The sequence below is a fragment of the Sphingobium sp. genome, from assembly GCF_048594625.1.
Taxonomy (GTDB): Bacteria; Pseudomonadota; Alphaproteobacteria; order Sphingomonadales; family Sphingomonadaceae; genus Sphingobium.
On record NZ_JBMDWL010000131.1, the window covers coordinates 1 to 19,160 of the forward strand.

12 protein-coding genes and 1 tRNA gene are annotated in these 19,160 nt (G+C 65.2%); 7 read left to right on the top strand and 6 right to left on the bottom strand.

Annotation, left to right across the window (positions count from 1 at the left end):
- The coding region (gene gltB / locus ACOJSJ_RS16740; RefSeq protein ID WP_420146095.1) for a glutamate synthase large subunit at positions 1-4,489 on the top strand (4,489 nt) is incomplete at its 5' end.
- A 6-nt stretch (positions 4,490-4,495) separates the two neighbouring features.
- Here the strand turns inward: gltB and ACOJSJ_RS16745 are convergent.
- Positions 4,496-4,990, bottom strand: coding sequence for a hypothetical protein (locus ACOJSJ_RS16745; protein ID WP_420146096.1), 495 nt, complete (start codon positions 4,988-4,990; stop codon positions 4,496-4,498).
- A gap of 159 nt (positions 4,991-5,149) precedes the next feature.
- Between ACOJSJ_RS16745 and ACOJSJ_RS16750 the strand changes: the two genes are divergently transcribed.
- The 4 genes from ACOJSJ_RS16750 to ACOJSJ_RS16765 all read left to right on the top strand — a co-directional run bounded on the left by ACOJSJ_RS16750 (position 5,150) and on the right by ACOJSJ_RS16765 (position 12,065).
- A tRNA-Leu gene (locus ACOJSJ_RS16750) sits at positions 5,150-5,236 on the top strand.
- Positions 5,237-5,338: 102 nt separating this feature from the next.
- Entirely contained in the window at positions 5,339-8,701 is a 3,363-nt protein-coding gene (locus ACOJSJ_RS16755) for a DUF2126 domain-containing protein (protein ID WP_420146105.1), read from the top strand.
- Positions 8,701-11,169, top strand: a complete 2,469-nt coding sequence (locus tag ACOJSJ_RS16760; RefSeq protein WP_420146097.1) for a circularly permuted type 2 ATP-grasp protein — start codon at positions 8,701-8,703, stop codon at positions 11,167-11,169. The genes ACOJSJ_RS16755 and ACOJSJ_RS16760 overlap by 1 nt, the downstream gene beginning before the upstream one ends.
- Positions 11,166-12,065 carry a transglutaminase family protein gene (locus ACOJSJ_RS16765; protein WP_420146098.1) on the top strand — a complete coding sequence of 300 codons (900 nt, stop codon included), beginning with the start codon at positions 11,166-11,168 and terminating at the stop codon, positions 12,063-12,065. The genes ACOJSJ_RS16760 and ACOJSJ_RS16765 overlap by 4 nt, the downstream gene beginning before the upstream one ends.
- A gap of 6 nt (positions 12,066-12,071) precedes the next feature.
- Here the strand turns inward: ACOJSJ_RS16765 and ACOJSJ_RS16770 are convergent, their stop codons facing one another.
- Positions 12,072-13,442: a cytochrome P450 gene (locus ACOJSJ_RS16770; RefSeq protein ID WP_420146099.1), complete on the bottom strand. Its 1,371-nt coding sequence runs from the start codon at positions 13,440-13,442 to the stop codon at positions 12,072-12,074.
- Positions 13,439-14,572, bottom strand: coding sequence for a hypothetical protein (locus ACOJSJ_RS16775; protein WP_420146106.1), 1,134 nt, complete (start codon positions 14,570-14,572; stop codon positions 13,439-13,441). Before ACOJSJ_RS16775 ends, ACOJSJ_RS16770 begins: the two co-directional genes overlap by 4 nt.
- Before the next feature lie 22 nt (positions 14,573-14,594).
- Here ACOJSJ_RS16775 and ACOJSJ_RS16780 point away from each other — a divergent pair, with 22 nt between their 5' ends.
- Entirely contained in the window at positions 14,595-14,888 is a 294-nt protein-coding gene (locus ACOJSJ_RS16780) for a hypothetical protein (protein WP_420146100.1), read from the top strand.
- Between the two features lie 5 nt (positions 14,889-14,893).
- Positions 14,894-15,721, top strand: a complete 828-nt coding sequence (gene kdsA, locus ACOJSJ_RS16785) for a 3-deoxy-8-phosphooctulonate synthase (RefSeq protein ID WP_420146101.1) — start codon at positions 14,894-14,896, stop codon at positions 15,719-15,721.
- A 252-nt stretch (positions 15,722-15,973) separates the two neighbouring features.
- On the opposite strand, the gene ACOJSJ_RS16790 is transcribed toward kdsA, so the two are convergent.
- The 3 genes from ACOJSJ_RS16790 to ACOJSJ_RS16800 all read right to left on the bottom strand — a co-directional run.
- On the bottom strand, positions 15,974-17,239 hold the full coding sequence (locus tag ACOJSJ_RS16790; RefSeq protein WP_420146102.1) for a glutamate-5-semialdehyde dehydrogenase: 1,266 nt from the start codon (positions 17,237-17,239) through the stop codon (positions 15,974-15,976).
- A gap of 234 nt (positions 17,240-17,473) precedes the next feature.
- A complete protein-coding gene (locus ACOJSJ_RS16795) occupies positions 17,474-18,574 on the bottom strand; it encodes a helix-turn-helix transcriptional regulator (RefSeq protein ID WP_420146103.1) in 1,101 nt (366 codons plus the stop codon).
- Between the two features lie 112 nt (positions 18,575-18,686).
- The coding region (locus ACOJSJ_RS16800) for a class I SAM-dependent methyltransferase (RefSeq protein WP_420146104.1) at positions 18,687-19,160 on the bottom strand (474 nt) is incomplete at its 5' end.

The window sequence follows — 19,160 nt, forward strand, 5'->3', positions numbered from 1 at the left end:
CGCAGCCGAGGGCATGTATCACCCCGAAATGGAAGGCGACGCCTGTGGCGTGGGTCTGGTCGCCGCGACCGATGGCCGCCCCAGCCGCCGTGTCGTCGCCAGCGCCATCGATGCGCTGAAGGCCGTGTGGCACCGTGGCGCAGTCGACGCCGATGGCAAGACAGGCGACGGCGCGGGCATCCATGTCGACCTGCCCGTCCGTTTCTTTGACGATTGCATCGCCGACAGCGGGCACAAGCCGCTGCCCAACCGCCTGGCCGTCGGCATGGTCTTCCTACCGCGCACGGACCTCAGCGCACAGGAAACCTGCCGCACCATCGTAGAAGCGGAAATCATCGACGCAGGCTACACCATCTATGGCTGGCGTCAGGTGCCGGTCGATGTGTCCGTCATCGGCGAAAAGGCGCAGCGTACCCGGCCTGAAATCGAACAGATCATGATCGCCGGGCCGATGCCCGAAGAACGCGACATGGCCGAGTTCGAAAAGGATCTCTATCTGATCCGTCGCCGCATCGAAAAAAAGGTGATCGCGGCGCAGATCCAGGATTTCTACATCTGCTCGCTCAGCTGCCGCTCGATCATATACAAGGGGCTGTTCCTTGCCGAATCGCTGTCGGTCTTCTACCCCGACCTTCAGGACGAACGGTTCGAAAGTCGCGTCGCGATCTTCCACCAACGCTATTCGACCAACACCTTCCCGCAATGGTGGCTGGCCCAGCCGTTCCGCACGCTTGCCCATAATGGTGAAATCAACACCATTCGCGGCAACAAGAACTGGATGAAGAGCCACGAGATCAAGATGGCCTCGCTCGCCTTTGGCGAACAGTCGGAGGACATCAAGCCGGTAATCCCCGCAGGCGCATCGGACACCGCAGCGCTCGACGCCGTGTTCGAAGCGATCTGTCGATCCGGCCGCGATGCGCCGACGGCCAAGCTGATGCTGGTGCCCGAAGCATGGCAGGACGACAGCGCCGAACTGCCCAAGTCGCATGCCGACATGTATGAATATCTCGCTTCCGTCATGGAACCGTGGGACGGCCCGGCCGCCCTTGCCATGACCGATGGCCGCTGGGTCGTGGCCGGTGTGGACCGCAACGCGCTGCGTCCGCTGCGCTACACGCTGACCGGCGACAATCTGCTGATCGTGGGTTCGGAAACCGGCATGGTCGTCGTGCCCGAAACCACCATCGTCAAGAAGGGGCGCATGGGTCCGGGCCAGATGATCGCCGTCGACCTGCTGGAAGGCGAAATCTACGGCGATCGCGCGATCAAGGACCGGATTTCGGGCGAGCGCCCCTATGGCGACCTGATCAAGGACTTCCTGACCGTCGGCGACCTGGCCGACGCGCCGACCGCCCTGCCCGCCTGGGACAAGGCGGAACTCACCCGCCGTCAGGTGGCCGCAAACCTGACGCTGGAGGATATGGAGCTGATCCTGTCTCCCATGGTCGAGGATGCGAAGGAAGCCATCGGTTCGATGGGCGACGATACGCCGCTGGCCGTCATTTCCGACAAGCCCCGCACGATCAGCCATTTCTTCCGCCAGAATTTCAGCCAGGTCACCAACCCGCCGATCGATCCCTTGCGCGAACGGCATGTGATGAGCCTCAAGACGCGCTTTTCCAACCTCCACAATATTTTGGAGGAAGGCGCGCAGAACAGCCATGTTCTGGTGCTGGAATCGCCCGTCGTCACCAGCGCCGAATGGGCGCAGCTCAAGGCCTATTTCGGCCCGGCCGTGGCTGAAATCGACTGCACCTTTCCCGCGACCGGCGGGCAGGAGCAGCTGCGCGCCGCCATCGCCCGCATCCGCGAGGAGGCCGAGCAGGCGGTACGCGAAGGCCGCACCGAACTCTTCCTGACCGATGAGGGCGTCGGCGAAGATCGCGTCGCCATTCAGGGCGTACTTGCGGCCGCCGCCGTCCACACCCATCTGGTCCGCAAGGGGTTGCGCAGCTACGCGTCGATCAACGTGCGCTCTTCCGAAGCGCTCGACACCCATTATTTCGCGGTGCTGATCGGCGTCGGTGCCACCACGGTGAACGCCTATCTGGCCGAAGCGAGCATCGCGGACCGCCATGCTCGCGGCCTGTTCGGCAACCTCGACTTCGACCAGTGCGTCGAACGGTATCGCACGGCGATCAACGAAGGGTTGCTGAAGATCATGTCCAAGATGGGCATCGCGGTCATCGGCTCCTATCGCGGCGGCTATAATTTCGAAGCTGTCGGCCTGTCGCGCGCGCTGGTGAACGATCTGTTCCCCGGCATGCCCGCCAAGATTTCGGGCGAAGGATATGCGTCGCTGCATTACAGCGCGATGCTGCGTCATGATGCGGCATTCGATGCGGCCGTGGTGCGCCTGCCGATCGGCGGCTTCTATCGTCAGCGTCAGGGCGGCGAAAGCCATGCCTATTCGGCGCAGCTGATGCACTTGCTCCAGACGTCGGTCGCGACCGACAGCTATTCGACCTATCTGCAATTTTCGCGCGGCGTGCGCGATCTGCCGCCGGTTTATCTGCGCGACCTGCTGGAATTCAATTTCGCCCGCGAAGCCGTGCCGATCGATGAGGTCGAAGCGACCACCGAAATCCGCAAGCGCTTCGTCACGCCGGGCCTGTCGCTGGGCGCGCTCAGCCCCGAAGCGCATGAAACGCTGGCCATCGCCATGAACCGTATCGGCGCCAAGGCCGTGTCGGGCGAAGGCGGCGAGGATGCGAACCGTTTCAAGCCCTATGAAAATGGCGACAATGCGAACAGCGTGATCAAACAGATCGCGTCGGGCCGCTTTGGCGTCCATGCCGAATATCTGGGCAGCGCCGAAGAAATCGAAATCAAGGTGGCACAGGGCGCCAAGCCCGGCGAAGGCGGCCAGCTGCCCGGTTTCAAGGTGACGGAATTCATCGCCAGGCTGCGCCATTCGACGCCGGGCGTGACGCTGATTTCGCCCCCGCCGCACCACGACATCTATTCGATCGAGGATCTGGCGCAGCTCATCTACGACTGCAAGCAGATCAACCCGCGCGCCAAGGTATGCGTGAAGCTGGTCAGTCAGGCGGGCATCGGCACCGTAGCGGCGGGCGTGGCAAAGGCGCACGCGGACGTCATTCTGGTCGCGGGCCATGTCGGCGGCACGGGCGCATCGCCCCAGACGTCGATCAAATATGCCGGTACGCCGTGGGAAATGGGCCTGTCGGAAACCAATCAGGTGCTGACCCTCAACGGCCTGCGCCACCGGGTGAAGCTGCGCACCGATGGTGGGCTTAAGACCGGGCGCGACATCGTGATCGCTGCCATCCTTGGTGCGGAGGAGTTCGGCATCGGCACGCTCAGCCTCGTCGCCATGGGCTGCATCATGGTGCGTCAGTGCCACAGCAACACCTGCCCCGTGGGCGTGTGCGTGCAGGATGAAAAGCTGCGCCAGAAATTCACCGGCACGCCTGAAAAGGTCATCAACCTGATGACCTTCATCGCGGAGGAAGTGCGCGAAGTTCTGGCCCGCCTCGGCTTCCGCAGTCTCGACGAAGTCATCGGGCGGACGGAATTGCTGAAGCAGGTCAATCGCGGCGCGGAGCATCTGGACGATCTCGACCTCAACCCGATCCTGGCCAAGGTGGATGCACCCGACGATCAGCGCCGCTTCAGTCTGGAAGGGCGCAATCCTGTGCCCGACAGCCTCGACGCGCAGATGATGAAGGATGCGCGCGCCGTGTTCGAACGGGGCGAAAAGATGCAGCTGACCTATACGGTGCGCAACACGCATCGCGCCGTCGGCACCCGCCTGTCCGCCGCCGTGACCGAAAAGTTCGGCATGTCAACGCTGGCCGACGGTCACCTGACCGTGCGCTTGCGTGGGTCCGCGGGCCAGTCGCTGGGCGCGTTCCTGTGCAAAGGCATCACGCTGGAAGTCTTCGGCGACGCCAACGACTATGTGGGCAAGGGTCTGTCGGGCGGCATCATCAAAGTGCGCACGACCGTATCTTCGCCCCTGTCGTCAAAGGATAACACCATCCTCGGCAACACCGTCCTCTACGGCGCAACCAGCGGGAAATTGTTCGCGGCGGGTCAGGCGGGCGAACGCTTCGCCGTCCGCAATTCGGGTGCGCAGGTCGTGGTCGAAGGCTGCGGCGCGAATGGCTGCGAATATATGACCGGCGGCACGGCCGTAATCCTGGGCAAGACCGGCGCCAATTTCGGCGCGGGCATGACCGGGGGCATGGCCTTCATTCTGGACGAGGATGGCAGCTTCCCGGCGCAGGCCAACCCCGAAAGCATCGTGTGGCAACGGCTCGACAGCGCGCATTGGGAAGCGCAGGTCAAGGCGCTGATCGCCGAACATGCGATCGCGACGGACAGTAAATGGTCCAACACCATCCTTGACGATTGGGATCGCTGGCGCCGGTACATCTGGCAGGTCTGCCCGAAGGAAATGATCAGCCGCCTGTCCCATCCGCTGAGCGACACGCCCGCGGCAACCGTGGCCGCCGAATAAGGCGGTTCAGGGCCTGTCAGGCTCCGCCGCCGTGGCCACCACCACCGGCGGCGGACTGTCTTCCATACTGCCGCGCGTCACCATGACGAGCGGCGGTTCCGTTTCACCGGTTACGAGTCGCGCGACCTGCGGCCGCAAGGGCCGCACCGTGGACTTCGGATCATGCGGAACGACCTCAGCCAGTGCGTCCGTCTGATAGTCGGGCAGCGGCTCCGCCCCATAATCGACGCTGTCTGTCGCATTCAGCGCCGCCATGTCCGCCTGCCATCGCCGGTCCGCCAGCGTCGGACCACATCCGACGCAATGAATGGCGCCCGGCCCCATTGGCTGTTCGAACGCGGTCTCCTGCACCGTTTCACCGTCGATTGGCGTGTCGATCATGTCCTGCGCCGCATGATTGGGTGCCTGCGGACTGATGGCATAGCTGCCAAGGCTCATGCCCATCACCGCCGCCGCGCCCAGCATGACCCCGGTGCCCATCCAGAAATGCGCCGATAGCATGTGGCTCCTCCCACGCCGTCCGCCGCTTTCTGGCATGACGGCTTTGCTTCTCCGATCAATCATAACGCGGACGTCGATCACTTGTTGCATGACCCAAAAGCCTTTGCTAAGGGCCGCCTCCTACCAAGGCACCGGCCCCGCCGGTTTCCTGTTTGATGTGCGGTCATGGCGGAATTGGTAGACGCGCAACGTTGAGGTCGTTGTGGCCGAAAGGCCGTGGAAGTTCGAGTCTTCTTGACCGCACCATCATCTGTCCGGGCACCCTGATCCGGGCCATCCCTTCCGGAATCTTGGTTCCCTAAACGATTGGCTGTTGCATTGCAGCAATGGGTGGCGTTTGATCACCTCATGCTCAAGGCCGCGCTCCACCACCTCACCGCCTATCGCTATAATCGCCCGATCCGGCTGGGACCGCAGGTAGTGCGCCTGCGCCCCGCGCCGCACAGCCGGACGAAAGTGCCCAATTATGCGCTGAAGATCGAACCGGCGAACCATTTCCTGAACTGGCAGCAGGATCCGCACGGCAACTGGCTGGCACGGATCCTCTTTCCCGATCCCGTCGACCATTTCTCGATCGAGGTCGATCTACTCGCCGATCTCGACATCATCAACCCGTTCGACTTCTTCGTGGAGCCTTATGCGGAGGACTATCCCTTCGCCTATGACGAGCAACTGAAAACCGACCTCGCCGCCTATTTCGATCTGGAGGATCAGGGGCCGCTGTTCGACGCGCTGGTTGCCGAATATGACGGGCACCAAAGCCGCACCGTCGATTTTCTGGTGGAGGTCAACCGTCGCCTGCAAAGCCGCGTCGGCTATGTCATCCGCATGGAGGCTGGCGTCCAGACGCCGGAAGAAACGCTGAACGTCGGCACCGGCTCCTGCCGCGATTCGGCCTGGCTGCTGGTGCAGCTGCTCCGCCGCCTTGGCTTTGCCGCGCGGTTCGTGTCGGGCTATTCGATCCAGCTGGTCGCCGATGTCGAACCGATCGAAGGACCGAAGGGCGTGACGCAGGATGTCGTCGACCTCCACGCCTGGGCCGAAGCCTATGTGCCCGGTGCCGGCTGGGTGGCGCTGGACGCGACCAGCGGCATGTTCGCGGGCGAAGGCCATATCCCGCTGTGCGCCACCCCCCATTATCGATCAGCCGCCCCCATAAGCGGCATGGCCGAACCGGCCGAAGTCGATTTCAATTTCGAAATGAGCGTCAGCCGCATTGCAGAAGCGGTACGGATTACCAAGCCCTTCACCGATGCGCGCTGGAATGCCGTGATGGCACTGGGCACGCAGGTGGACGCGGATTTGCAGGCGCAGGATGTGCGCCTGACGACCGGCGGCGAACCGACCTTCGTGGCGGAGGATGGCGGCGACGCGGGCGAATGGAATGGCGATGCGGTCGGCCCGACCAAGGCCGCCTTCGCCGACAGGCTGATACGCAAGCTGCGCGCCGAATTTGCGCCCGGTGGCCTGCTGCATCACGGACAGGGCAAATGGTATCCGGGCGAAAGCCTGCCGCGCTGGGCCTATGCGGTCTACTGGCGCAAGGATGGCGTGCCATTGTGGCGCGACGAAGGGCTGATCGCACCCGATAACGCCCCCGAAGGCGCGGCACAGGTGACGGCCGCGGATGCGCAGGCCTTCCTCGCCCATATGGCGGGATCGATGGGCTTTTCCGCCGATTACACTCACCCGGTCTATGAAGACCCGGCGGTGTGGGCGGTCAAGGAAGCCGAACTGCCGGTCAATACGTCGCCCGACGACCCGAAAATCACCGACCCCGAAGCCCGCGCCCGCATGGTGAAGGCGTTCGAACGGGGCCTCGACCAGCCGGTCGGCTATGTCCTGCCGGTGCAGCGTTGGCAGACGCAGGCGGCAACGCCCCGCTGGCAGAGCGAAATCTGGCAATTGCGGCGCGGCAAGCTGTTCGCGGTGCCGGGCGATTCGGCGCTGGGTTATCGCCTGCCGCTGGGTTCGCTGCCCTATGTGCCACCGTCTAGCTATCCCTATGTTCATCCCCGCGACACCAGCGAACTGCGCGGGCCGCTAGGCGATTATCGCATCCAGCTGAGCGAAGCGGCGACCCGGGAGGAAGTGCAGGCCCAGCCGGTGCAGCGCGTCGGCGAAGTCGAAGGCGGCGCGGCGGCGCAGGAACGGGTCGAGCAGGTCATCATCGAAGGGGCCGTGCGCACCGCCGTGACGGTCGAGCCGCGCGGCCATTATCTGTCGGTCTTTCTGCCCCCGGTCGAAGCGCTGGAAGATTATCTGGAACTGATCGCGGAAGTGGAGTCCGCCGCCGAAGCGCTGCGCATCCCGGTGCGGATCGAAGGCTATGCCCCGCCGCCGGACCCGCGCATCGATGTGCTCAAGGCCACGCCTGACCCCGGCGTCATCGAAGTGAACGTCCAGCCCGCGTCCAGCTGGGACGAAACCGTCGCCATCACCGAACGCCTTTACGCCGTGGCCCGAGAATGTCAGCTGACCGCCGACAAGTTCATGGTCGATGGCCGGTCGGTCGGCACCGGCGGGGGCAATCATATCGTGCTGGGCGGGCCGACCCTCAACGATTCGCCCTTCATCCGCCGCCCCGACCTCCTCAAGAGCTTCGTGCTCTACTGGCAGCGCCATCCGTCCCTCTCCTACCTCTTCTCCGGCCTTTGCATCGGCCCCACCAGTCAGGCCCCGCGCATCGACGAAGCGCGCCATGACGGCCTCTACGAACTGGAGATTGCCTTGGCGCAGGTGCCCGACCCGGTGAAGGAGGGGGCGGACAGGCTGCCCCCGCCATGGCTGGTCGACCGGCTGTTCCGCAACCTGCTGGTCGATGTGACGGGCAATACCCACCGCACCGAAATCTGCATCGACAAGATGTTTTCGCCCGATGGCCCGACCGGGCGGCTGGGCCTGCTGGAATTTCGCGGGTTCGAAATGCCGCCGGAATCGCGCATGAGCCTGGCCCAGCAATTGCTGCTGCGCGCGCTCACCGCATGGTTCTGGCGTCAGCCGCAGCAGGGCGGCCTCGTCCGCTGGGGCACGATGCTGCATGATCGCTTCATGCTGCCCCATTTCGTCTGGGCCGATTTTCTGGAAGTACTGGGCGACCTCAGGGGCGCGGGCTATGATTTCGACCCCAACTGGTTTGAGGCACAGCGGCAATTCCGCTTCCCCATCCATGGCGCGGTCGATGCAGGCGGCGTGGAGCTGGAAATCACCCATGCGCTTGAGCCATGGAACGTGCTGGGTGAAACCGGGGCGATCGGCGGCACGGTGCGTTATGTCGATTCATCGACCGAACGGTTGCAGGTGCGCGTCACCGGCCTCGTCGCCGGGCGGCATATCGTCGCGTGCAACGGGCGGCGCGTGCCGATGACCGCCACCGCCGTACCGGGTGAAGCCGTGGGGGGCGTGCGGTACAAGGCATGGGCGCCCGCCAACTGCCTGCACCCCAATCTGCCGGTCAACGCGCCGCTGACCTTCGACATATTGGACAGCTGGAGCGGACGATCGCTGGGCGGCTGCGTCTACCATGTCGCGCATCCGGGCGGGCGTAATTACGACACGCTGCCGATCAACGGCTATGAAGCCGAATCGCGGCGCAAGGCGCGCTTTCAGGATCACGGCCATACGCCGGGACAGGTCGACATGCCCGCCACCGAACCCGCCAACGAATTTCCCATGACGCTCGACCTGCGTTTCCAGCATAGCGGGCTGTGATGGCCGCCGACGCCCTTGCGCCCCGCACAAGCGGCGAAGCATGGGCGGACGCCTATTTGCGCGTTGCCCCGGCGGGCGACCTGTTCGCGGGCGCCGCCCCCGCCATGGCCGCGCGCTGGCGCGACATGCTGGAGCGGCTGACGGCGCAGGCGCAGGGCGATCCCGCCACGCTGGCCGATCATGTCGCGCGGCAGGCGATCGACCTTGGCATGGCGTTCCGGCATACGGGGGATGAGGAGGAGCGGTCATGGCCGCTCGGCCCCGTTCCCCTGCTGATCGACGCGGCGGAATGGGCGCATATCGAATCGGGCCTTGCCCAGCGCGCCGAACTGCTGGAACGGGTGATCAGCGACATTTACTCAACGCAATCGCTAGTCCGCGATGGCAAACTGCCCGCCAGCATCATCACCGGCAGCCCGCATTATTGGCGGGTGATGACGGGCGCAACGCCCCGGCGCGGCCATTATCTGCACTTCTACGCCGCCGACATCGGGCGTGGACCGACCGGCGAATGGCGCGTGCTGGCGGATCGGGTGCGCACGCCGGTGGGCGTGGGCTATGCGCTGGAAAACCGCCTTGCCCTGTCGCGCGCGACCGGCGACCTGCTGGGTGCGATGCATGCGCGGCGGCTGGCACCCTTTTTCGACGATCTGCGCCGCGGCCTTGCCGCCGATTGCGAACGCAGCGATCCGCGCATCGGCCTGCTGACACCGGGCCGCTTCAACCAGAGCTATGCGGAGCAGGCGCATCTGGCCCGTTATCTGGGGCTGCTGCTGGTCGAGGGCGACGACCTGATCGTGTCGGACGGCCGCCTGTTCGTGCGCACCATTCAGGGTTTGAAGCGCATCGACGGCCTGTGGCGCTGGATGGACAGCCGATTCCTTGATCCGCTGGCATTCGACGGGCAATCGCATATCGGCGTGCCCGACCTGTACGATGCCTGCGCCCATGGCGGGCTGATGGTCAGCAACTGGCCGGGCGCGGGCGTCATCGAATCGCGCGCCTTTGCCGCTTTCCTGCCGCAACTGGCGCAGGCGATGCTGGGCCGCGACCTGATGCTGCCCAACATCGCGACATGGTGGTGCGGCCAGCCGCGTGAATGCGACCATGTCCGGGCGCGGATCGACGATCTGGTCGTGGGGTCCGCCTTCGATCAGGATGTTGCGGGCCTGCCTGACGCGCATTTCACCCCCGGCTCGACACTGGACGCGGGACAGCGCGCCGCCCTGTTCGACGCCATGGCGCTGCGGCCGATGGACTATGTCGGGCAGGAAGTGGTGAAATTGTCCACCACCCCCGCGATCATCGACGGACAACTGACTCCACTGCCCTTCACGCTGCGCATCTTCGTCGCGCGCGACGGCAACGGCCGCTGGCGCGTGATGCCGGGCGGCTTTGCGCGACTGGCGGGGCATGGCGACATCCGCGCCGCGCTGATGGGCCGGGGCGACATGTCGGCCGACATGTGCGTGATCGACGGCGCGCCGGTGCCCCCAGACAGCCTGCTGGGCGGCGCGCCCGCCATTCGCCGCGTGGGCGGCATGCTGCCCGCCAAGGCGGCGGACAATCTCTTCTGGCTTGGCCGTTATATCGAGCGGACCGAAATGACGCTGCGCCTGATCCGCGCGATCGTGGGCGGATCGATCGAAGCGGACCTTGGCCCGTCGGTCGCGTCCCCCACCATGGCGCGGCTGGTCGACCGGCTGGTGGCGTGGGGCGCGGCGCCCGCACGCCACGACGCGGTTGGCGCGCTGTGCGCCACGGCGCTGGGCGATATGCGCCAGTCGGGCAGCGTGCGTGCCTTGATGGCCAGTGTCGCCAATATCGGCGAAGGGCTGCGCGATCGCCTGTCCAGCGACGTCTGGCGGCTCGTCCGCCTGCCGCTGCCGACCTTTGACGGCAATGTCACCGAAACACTGCTCGACGCCTCATCCCGCATGATCGAACGGATCTCGGCGCTGTCGGGCCTTGCCGCCGAAAATATGGGCCGGACCGAAGGCTGGCGTTTCCACGATATGGGCCGCCGGATGGAGCGCGCCGTCAATGGCTGCGGCCTCGTCACCCTGTTCGGCGGCGATGGTGCATCTGCCGACGACCTCACCGTATTGCTGGACCTGATGGACAGCCAGATCAGCTATCGCACGCGATACCTGACCGGTCCGGCGCTGGCCCCGGTACGCGATCTCGTTGCGCTGGAGCCACATAATCCCCGCGCCATCGCGTATCAGATGTCGCGGCTGGCGGAACATATCAGCGCGCTGCCCACCCTGCGCGTTGACGGCATGCCCGAAGAACCCCGGCGGCTGGCCGATGCGCTGGCGGCGCGGCTCGCCCCGCTGACCGGCGACATGCTGACCATGGCCGACATTGCCGACGTCGAAAGCCGCCTGCTGCACCTGTCTGACGCCATCGGCCAGCGTTATTTCCTGCAACTGCACAAGACCGCAAATGCGGACATGCTGTCATGATCTACCATGTCCGCCACCAGACCATCCTTCGCTATGCCAGCCCGGTGCGGGTCGCCCGCTTCAACCTGCGCCTGCGCCCCGCGCCATGGATGGGGCAATGGACGTCGGACTATGAACTTAGCGTCGATCCCGCGCCGTCGGTCATCCAGTCGCGCCCCGGCGCATGGCCGGTCCATGTCGCCCGGCTGGTGATCGAAAGCCCGATCCGGCAACTCACCATCGAAAGCCGGTTCCGCGCAGGCGTGCAGCATGGCCCGCCGATCATCCCGCAATCCGACGATCCGACCATCGCGACCGTAGCGGCGGCAGCGCTGAAGGATCGCGACATGGGACCATCGGCCCCCGCCCATTATCTCTACGCCTCCCCCCGTGCGCCCCTGCTGGCGCAGATCGGCGCGTGGGTGGGCGATGCCCTGTCCCCCGACCGGCCGATCGTCACCGCCGCGCTGGACCTGGCCCTGCGCATCCAGCGCGAATTCGCCTATCAGCCCGGCGCGACCACCGCCGCCACCCCGGTCGCCGACGCCTTTGCCGCGCGCCATGGCGTGTGTCAGGATTTCGCCCATGTCATGGTGGTGGCGCTGCGGCTTGCCGGGCTGCCCGCCGCCTATGTCAGCGGATACCTGCGCACCATTCCCCCGCCGGGCATGGCGCGGCTGGTGGGGGCGGACGCCATGCATGCATGGGTCATGCTGTGGTGCGGGCCGTCACGGGGCTGGATCGGCTTCGATCCCACCAATGGCGTCATCACGGGCGACGATCATCTGTTCGTCGCCATGGGCCGCGATTATGCCGATGTCGCGCCGATGGACGGGCTGTTCGTTGGCGGTTCGGGCCAGAGCCTGCGCGTCATGGTCGATGTCGCGCCGGAAGATGAGCTGGCCCCGGTTACCTGATTCCGGTCAGCTGACAGGCCCGAACATCAGCGGCATCCCTGTCCGCGGACGAATGGTCAGGCGGCTGATCGGTTCGGGCCTGAACCCGTGCGGCACAGTCAGGCGATAGCGGCGCACGACGCTGGCGATCACCGTCATCACTTCCTGCTGGGCAAAGCCCGCGCCAATGCATACGCGCGGCCCCCGCCCGAACGGGAACCACGCCTGCCGCGCCATGTCGGCATTGGCCGGATCGTCGAACCGGTCCGGATCGAACGCATGGGGGCAGGCCCAATTGTCCCTGTTGCGCTGCGTCAGCCATGGCGCGACGACCAGCATCGCCCCCTGTTCCAGCTGCTTGTCGCGCATCGGCATGGGGCAAGTGACTTCGCGCGGGAAGAAGGAAACGGGCGGATAGAGGCGCAGCGTTTCCTTGAACACGTTGCGCACCTGCCCCATGTCCTTCAGCATCGCGCCGGTCAGTGCTTCCTCACCCGCGACGCCAGTCACTTCGGCGCGCACCCGGTCCTGAATATGATGGCATTCCGCCAGCATGTAGAGCGCCCATGTCATCGTGCTGGCCGACGTTTCATGCCCGGCGAGGAAGATGGTCGACACCTGTTCCATCACCTGCTGACAGGTGAAATGCTCGCCCGTTTCGGGATGCTTCACCTCGATCAGCGACTGGAGGATGTCGCGCTGCTGCGTTTCGCCCCGCGCGTGGAAGGCTTCGTAGCGCGCCTCCACGATCGGGCGGAACACGTCATGGATGGCGCGGGCTGGCCCCTTCGACCGCTTTTCGAACCATCCCGCGGGCAGGCCGTAGAGCCGCAGCATCGATGCGCTGTGCGCCAGCCGCTGGAACTTGCCGAAGGCGGTGTGGATGATGTTCGACCGCGCCTCGTCCAGCGTCTGGCTGAACAGGGTGCGGAATATGATGTCGGCCGCGACATGGGTCATCATCGGGTCGATGTCGACCGGCTTGGTGCGATCCGCCGCGTCCAGCCGCGCCAGCAGGTCATCCGCCGCCGCGACCATCAGCGGCATCGACCGGCCCAGCGCGGTGTGCGCAAAGGCCGGGTTCACCATCGCCCGCTGGCTTTCCCAATCCTCGCCATTCGCCGAAAAGACCGAATTGCCAATCAGCGGGTCCAGATTGCGGACCAGTTCGCTATGCTTGGGATAGGCGGTGCCGCCCCTCAAAATCTGGTCCACAAGGCTGAGTTCGTTGGCGATATACATGGTGCGGCCGGGCGTGCGGATTTCGCCCATCTTCATCGTATAGCTTTTGTCGAACAGCACATGAATCCAGCTGTCCCACCCACGCAGGAACCGTTTCAACAGGCCGCGCTTGCTCTGGGGCGGCTGGGGATAGGGCGGCGTGAAAAGATCGGTCAAGGGATTGTCCTGAAAGCGGCGACGGCGTCGTCCACGGTGCGGCGGCCTGCGGTCAGGCTGATGAAGTCGAGCGGTGACAGGCGGTCGCCCACGCGCAGATAGTCGAAATGCGCCTCATATTTGTTCGACCATCCGCCATGGTAATTTTCCTGTTCGTAGAACAGGTGGAAACGCGGCGATAGCATGTCGACGCGGGCGGCATATCGATCCGCGACCAGCAGAAACGGATTGACGTTATAATAGGCCGCGCCGTCGGGCGGGGAACTGATGTCGACATAGCGGAACGCCTTGTCGGCCAGCGCGCGCAGATCGTCATGATACCAGTGCGCATCGCGGCGCAGGCCGATGACCGGCACCACCTGACCCAGCCCGACCATCACGAAATGATCGGGCAGCACCCCGCCGCGCAGCGCGATCAGACGGCGCATCAGCCGCATGCCCAGAATCGTGCCCGCGCTGTGCGTCACCAGCTGCACCTCGTCCCAGTCGCCATCCAGTTCCTGCGTGATCCGACCCGCGAACGCATCCAGCCGCGCGTCCAGCGCATCGCCCGGCCCCTGTGCCGCCAACGCGCCATGATAGGTCATGAAGCGCAGCAGCCATGGCACGACCAGTTTATTGAGGATGCGCCCCGACAGGAAAGCGCTGAGCGCTATGCCGACCAGCGCGCCCGCCCAGAAGGGCAGGACCAGCGACAGGATCAGCGCGGGAACCAGCGCCAGCAGCAGCGGGATCAGCACCGCCAGTATCGGCGGATAGAGGATGGTGATCACCGGCCCCTTGCGCAGGCGGCGCATGCGCCAGAAATCCATTTTCAGCGCGTGCCCCGCATAGGCGCGGGCGGCGCGCAGGGCGAGCGCACCGGGATTGCGAATCCACACCTTGCCCACCAGATCTTCCCAGCGCAGATATTCATAGTCGGTGGAAACGCCCGCCGCTTCATTATCCACGGCCCATGTCGCCGACACGGCGGACCCGGCGGCGCCCGCCTGTCGCCCGCCCACGCTGATCGCTTCACCCGTCAGCGCGCCATGCCGCACCGCCTGATCGCGATAGAGCTGGTGATAGAAACGGACGCCACGTGGATCGAAACCGCCGAGATAAAAGACTTTACGCTTGAACTTTTCCAACTGGCCCGCCCTAATCGCGCGCATGAGCACATCCGAACGCGACTACTGCTATTTCATCGACCACCGCAAATACAACCGAAACATCGGTTGCCGCAAACATGACAATATGTACGGCATCAATGGCGGGGGTAGCGAACGGGATCGCTGGCATGCCGACATGGTCTTTTACCGCCACATGAAATCCAATGGCGATCCGATGGCGCTGCCGTCGCTGATCGCCTGCCTGGCGTTCGGCTGGTTCTGCTGGAATTATCATCCGGGCAAGGGGCTGTGGCGCGGACAATTGTTGCGCCGCTTCGCCAAAGCGCCCAAATGAGCGGCATGAACGATACCCAGCATGTGAAGGTCGGTTCCGTCACTTTCGGCAACGACCTGCCCTTCGTCCTGATTTCCGGCCCGTGCCAGATCGAAAGCCGCGACCATGCGCTGTTCATGGCCGACGCGCTGGCAAAGGCAGCGGGCAAGGCGGGCGTGCCCTTCATCTTCAAATCCTCCTTCGACAAGGCGAACCGGACGTCCGTGTCGGGCAAGCGGGGCGTGGGGATCGACGCGGGCCTTGCCATCCTGGCCGAAGTGAAGGCAACGCTGGGCTGTCCGGTGCTGACCGACATTCATGGAGCGGATCAGGTGGAGGCCGCGGCGCAGGCGGTGGACATCCTTCAGATTCCGGCCTTCCTCTGTCGCCAGACCGACCTGCTGGTCGCGGCGGGGATGACCGGCGCGGTCATCAACGTGAAGAAGGGCCAGTTCCTTGCCCCATGGGACATGGCAGCCGTGGCGCAGAAGGTCGCATCGACCGGCAATGAACGCATATTGCTGACGGAGCGCGGGGCGAGTTTCGGCTATAACACGCTGGTCAGCGACATGCGGTCGCTGCCGACCATGGCGCAGACCGGCTATCCGGTGGTGTTCGACGCCACCCATTCGGTGCAGCAGCCCGGCGGCCTCGGTTCGGCATCGGGCGGCCAGCGCGAATTTGCCCCGCTGCTGGCCCGCAGCGCGGTGGCGGCGGGCGTCGCGGCGATCTTTGCCGAAGCGCATGAAGACCCGGACAATGCACCGTCGGACGGGCCGGTCATGCTGCCGCTCGACTGGGTGGCGCCGATGCTGGAGAAGCTGGTCGCCATCGATGCGGTGGTGAAGGGCTGACCCCACCCCTCCGTTCGCGCTGAGCCTGTCGAAGCGCCGAGGCTGAGCGAAGTCAAAGCCTTCGCTATGCTCAGGCAAGGGCTTCGACTTCGCTCAGCCCGAACGGCCCGGAGGACTATGTGCGACGCTTAACTTCGCACTTTTCCCGCTTATTGCGACATTTCGTTGCGCGCGCCCGATCCTATCGAAAAGTCTCCAACAGGCAGCCGCATGGCCCGATCATCGCAAGATCGGGCCATGTAGGACAGGCGGTTACGGCCGCGTCTGCCCCGTGCCGCGCACGATCCACTTATAGGTGGTCAGCCCTTCCAGCGCGACCGGGCCGCGGGCATGCAGGCGGCCGGTCGAAATGCCGATTTCCGCGCCCAGCCCGAATTCCCCGCCATCGGCGAACTGGGTGGAGGCGTTCCACATCACGATCGCGCTGTCCACGGCGTTCAGGAAATGTTCGGCGGTCGCACCATCTTGCGTGATGATCGCGTCGGTATGATGGCTGGCGTGGGCGGCAATATGGGCGATCGCATCGTCCACGCCATCGACCAGCCGGATCGACACGATCGCGTCCAGATATTCGGTGTCCCAATCCTCGTCGCTCGCCGCCGTGACGCGGGCGTCCATCGCCTGCACCGCCGCATCACCGCGCACGGCGCATCCCGCGTCGATCAATGCCTGCACCAGCGCCGGGGCATGGCCATAGGCACGGTCGATCAGCACCGTTTCGGTCGATCCGCATACGCCGGTCCGGCGCATCTTGGCATTGACGACCAGCGCCTGCGCCATGGCGGGGTCCGCTGCGCCATCGACATAGCTGTGATTGATGCCGTCCAGATGCGCGAGCACCGGCACACGCGCTTCCTCCTGCACCCGCGCGACCAGGCTTTTGCCGCCGCGCGGTACGATGAGGTCCACGAACTCGGCCGCTTTCAGCAATGCGCCCACCGCTGCACGATCGGTCGTGGGGATCAGCTGCACCACATCAGCGGGCAGGCCGGCGGCGACGATGCCCTCCACGATGGCGGCATGGATGGCGCGATTGCTTTCCTTCGCCTCGCTGCCGCCGCGCAGGATGACCGCATTGCCCGCGCGCAGGCACAGCGCGGCAGCATCCGCCGTCACATTGGGGCGGCTTTCGTAGATGATGCCGATCACGCCCAGCGGCACGCGCACGCGGCTCAGCTCCAGCCCGTTGGGCCGCACCGACGTGTCGATCACGCTGCCCAGCGGGTTGGCGAGCGCCGCCACCTGATCCACGCCGTCGGCGGTCGCGGCAACGCGATCCTCGTTCAGTTTCAGCCGGTCGAGCAGCGCCGCCGACAGGCCGTTCGCCGCCGCATTGTCCATGTCGCGCGCATTGGCGGCGATGATCGCTGGCGCCTGATCCCGCAGCGCCTGCGCGGCGCGGCGCAGCGCATCGGCCTTTTGCGCGTCGCTCGCCTGCGCGATGGCGGCGGCGGCGCGACGCGCGCGCGCGCCCATCGTCGCGATCAGCATTTCGGGGGTCTGGGTCAGGTCGTTCATGGGACACTCTTGCCGGAAACTGGCCGCGCTCTACCATGAAAGCGGGCAGTCGCCAAAGCGGATCGGGCGAAGAAAATCTGTGATGTCAGGAAGTGGAGTGCCGACGACCGGACCATGGGTCGCATATGATCCGGTCGCCGGCGGGCAGAAGAAATCTGCCTCCCCTTCTCCCTAGCGATTCGCGCGCGTCACCGCATACCCCATCGGGGGTAAAGGACAGAAAAACAGGCGAAATCAGTGGCTGATCATGCCGATCATGCGGACCAGCTGCGATTCCCGGTTGCAGCCGGTCTTGTCGTAAATGCTGCGAATCTGGACCTTGAGCGTTTCGATCGACACGCCGCGCGCCGATGCGATGGCAGGGCGCGCCTGCCCGGCGGACAGGCGGATGGCGATGTCCGCCTCCGCCGGGGTCAGGCGGAATGTGCGGGTCAGCAATTGCACATGGCGACCGGTCGGTTCCCCCACCCGCGCGGTGACGATGGCGCGCGGCGCGAAGGACATGGCCCAAGGATGCCGGGGCAAGGGGTGATATTCCAGCATGATCGCAATGCCCCCGGCGTCGTCGGGCAGGGCAAGCGGATCGGCAGGCAGCACCGGCGATCCGATGACGCCGCGCATCGCCCGCACCATGGCGCGGCTTTCCTCCGCCCGCTCGCTCGCCAGCCAGCCGTCGCTGACGCGCAGGCGGCTGGATGCCAGCAAGGCGTCGGCGCGCGGGGTCATGCCCCCGACACGGCCCGTCGCATCCAGCAGCCAGCATGCCCGGTCCATCGCCTCGAACGTGCCGGATAGAAGGGCAAAGCCCTGATGTTCGATTGATTGTTGCAGGCGCACGGCCGCGCGCGCATGTCCCGCGATCTGGCCGAACAGCTCGCGTTCTTCCACGCTGGTCCGTCCGTTCCGGCCGTCGCGCAACAGCGCCAGCCCGACCATCTGGTCGTTGGACGCCACCAGCCGGGTCTGGCAACCGTCGAAAATGTCGAAATCGGAACACATGTCGAGATATTCGTCGGATCGCAGCGACTGACGGGCGATGTCATAATGGGCTTCATGGACGATGCCCGGCCGACCCGTCACCTGATCTGCCCCGACCCGGAAATTATGGTCGGGCCGGTTCTGGCTGTCCGCCGTATATCTGGTGGTGATGCCGGGATCGATTTCACTGATCCAGTTGAAGCTGGCCCCGCCAGGGCCAAAGCCGATCAACTGCCCATGGCGCGACGATGTAGCGTCGGCCATCGCCTTGATCGCCACGCCCCATTGTTCGGGCGCCAGCGCAGCGGACAGGAACAGGTCCGCCCATGCGTCATCGCTTTTGGCGTGCGTCGTCATCCCATAACCCCCAAGCCCCATATCGGGCTGATGCAAAGTGGGGTCGGAGTCAAATGGCGACGTCGGGGAAACGCCGATTCGGGGACAGAAACTGATCCAGATCAGGATTCTGTCAGGCAGCCTGCGCCAATTCCTCTTCCCGCACGGCGCGGATCATCCGGCAGGGCGGGATGTTGCGCCATTCCAGCGATTGGCTGACATTGCCAAACAGCGGGTTCAGATACCGCAGGACGAAGCGTGAATATTGATAGATCAGGAACGCCCCGCCCGGCCGCAGTGCCCGGCGCGTTTCGGCGCAGATCGCCTGCCCCACGCCATCGGGCAGCGTGGAAAAGGGAATGCCCGACAGGACATAATCGGCCTGATAATGGCCCGCTTCCTTGATGAAGCGGCGGACGTCCGCCGCCGAACCATGGACGACGCGCAGGCGCGGATCGGCGATTTCCGCCTCCAGATAGGCAACGAAATCCAGATTGAGGTCGATCGCCAGCAACGTCGCGTCGGCAGGCAGGCGGTCGAGGATCGTTCGGGTGAACGTACCCACGCCCGGTCCATATTCGACGAACAGCCGGGTACGCTGCCAGTC

What these genes read in the sequence shown, in the direction of transcription:
- ACOJSJ_RS16745 (WP_420146096.1), bottom strand. Translation starts at nt 4,990, where the DNA reads ATGCTATCGGCGCATTTCTGGATGGGCACCGGGGTCATGCTGGGCGCG.
- ACOJSJ_RS16755 (WP_420146105.1), top strand. Translation starts at nt 5,339, where the DNA reads ATGCTCAAGGCCGCGCTCCACCACCTCACCGCCTATCGCTATAATCGC.
- ACOJSJ_RS16760 (WP_420146097.1), top strand. Translation starts at nt 8,701, where the DNA reads ATGGCCGCCGACGCCCTTGCGCCCCGCACAAGCGGCGAAGCATGGGCG.
- ACOJSJ_RS16765 (WP_420146098.1), top strand. Translation starts at nt 11,166, where the DNA reads ATGATCTACCATGTCCGCCACCAGACCATCCTTCGCTATGCCAGCCCG.
- ACOJSJ_RS16780 (WP_420146100.1), top strand. Translation starts at nt 14,595, where the DNA reads ATGAGCACATCCGAACGCGACTACTGCTATTTCATCGACCACCGCAAA.
- kdsA (WP_420146101.1), top strand. Translation starts at nt 14,894, where the DNA reads ATGAACGATACCCAGCATGTGAAGGTCGGTTCCGTCACTTTCGGCAAC.
- ACOJSJ_RS16790 (WP_420146102.1), bottom strand. Translation starts at nt 17,239, where the DNA reads ATGAACGACCTGACCCAGACCCCCGAAATGCTGATCGCGACGATGGGC.
- ACOJSJ_RS16795 (WP_420146103.1), bottom strand. Translation starts at nt 18,574, where the DNA reads ATGACGACGCACGCCAAAAGCGATGACGCATGGGCGGACCTGTTCCTG.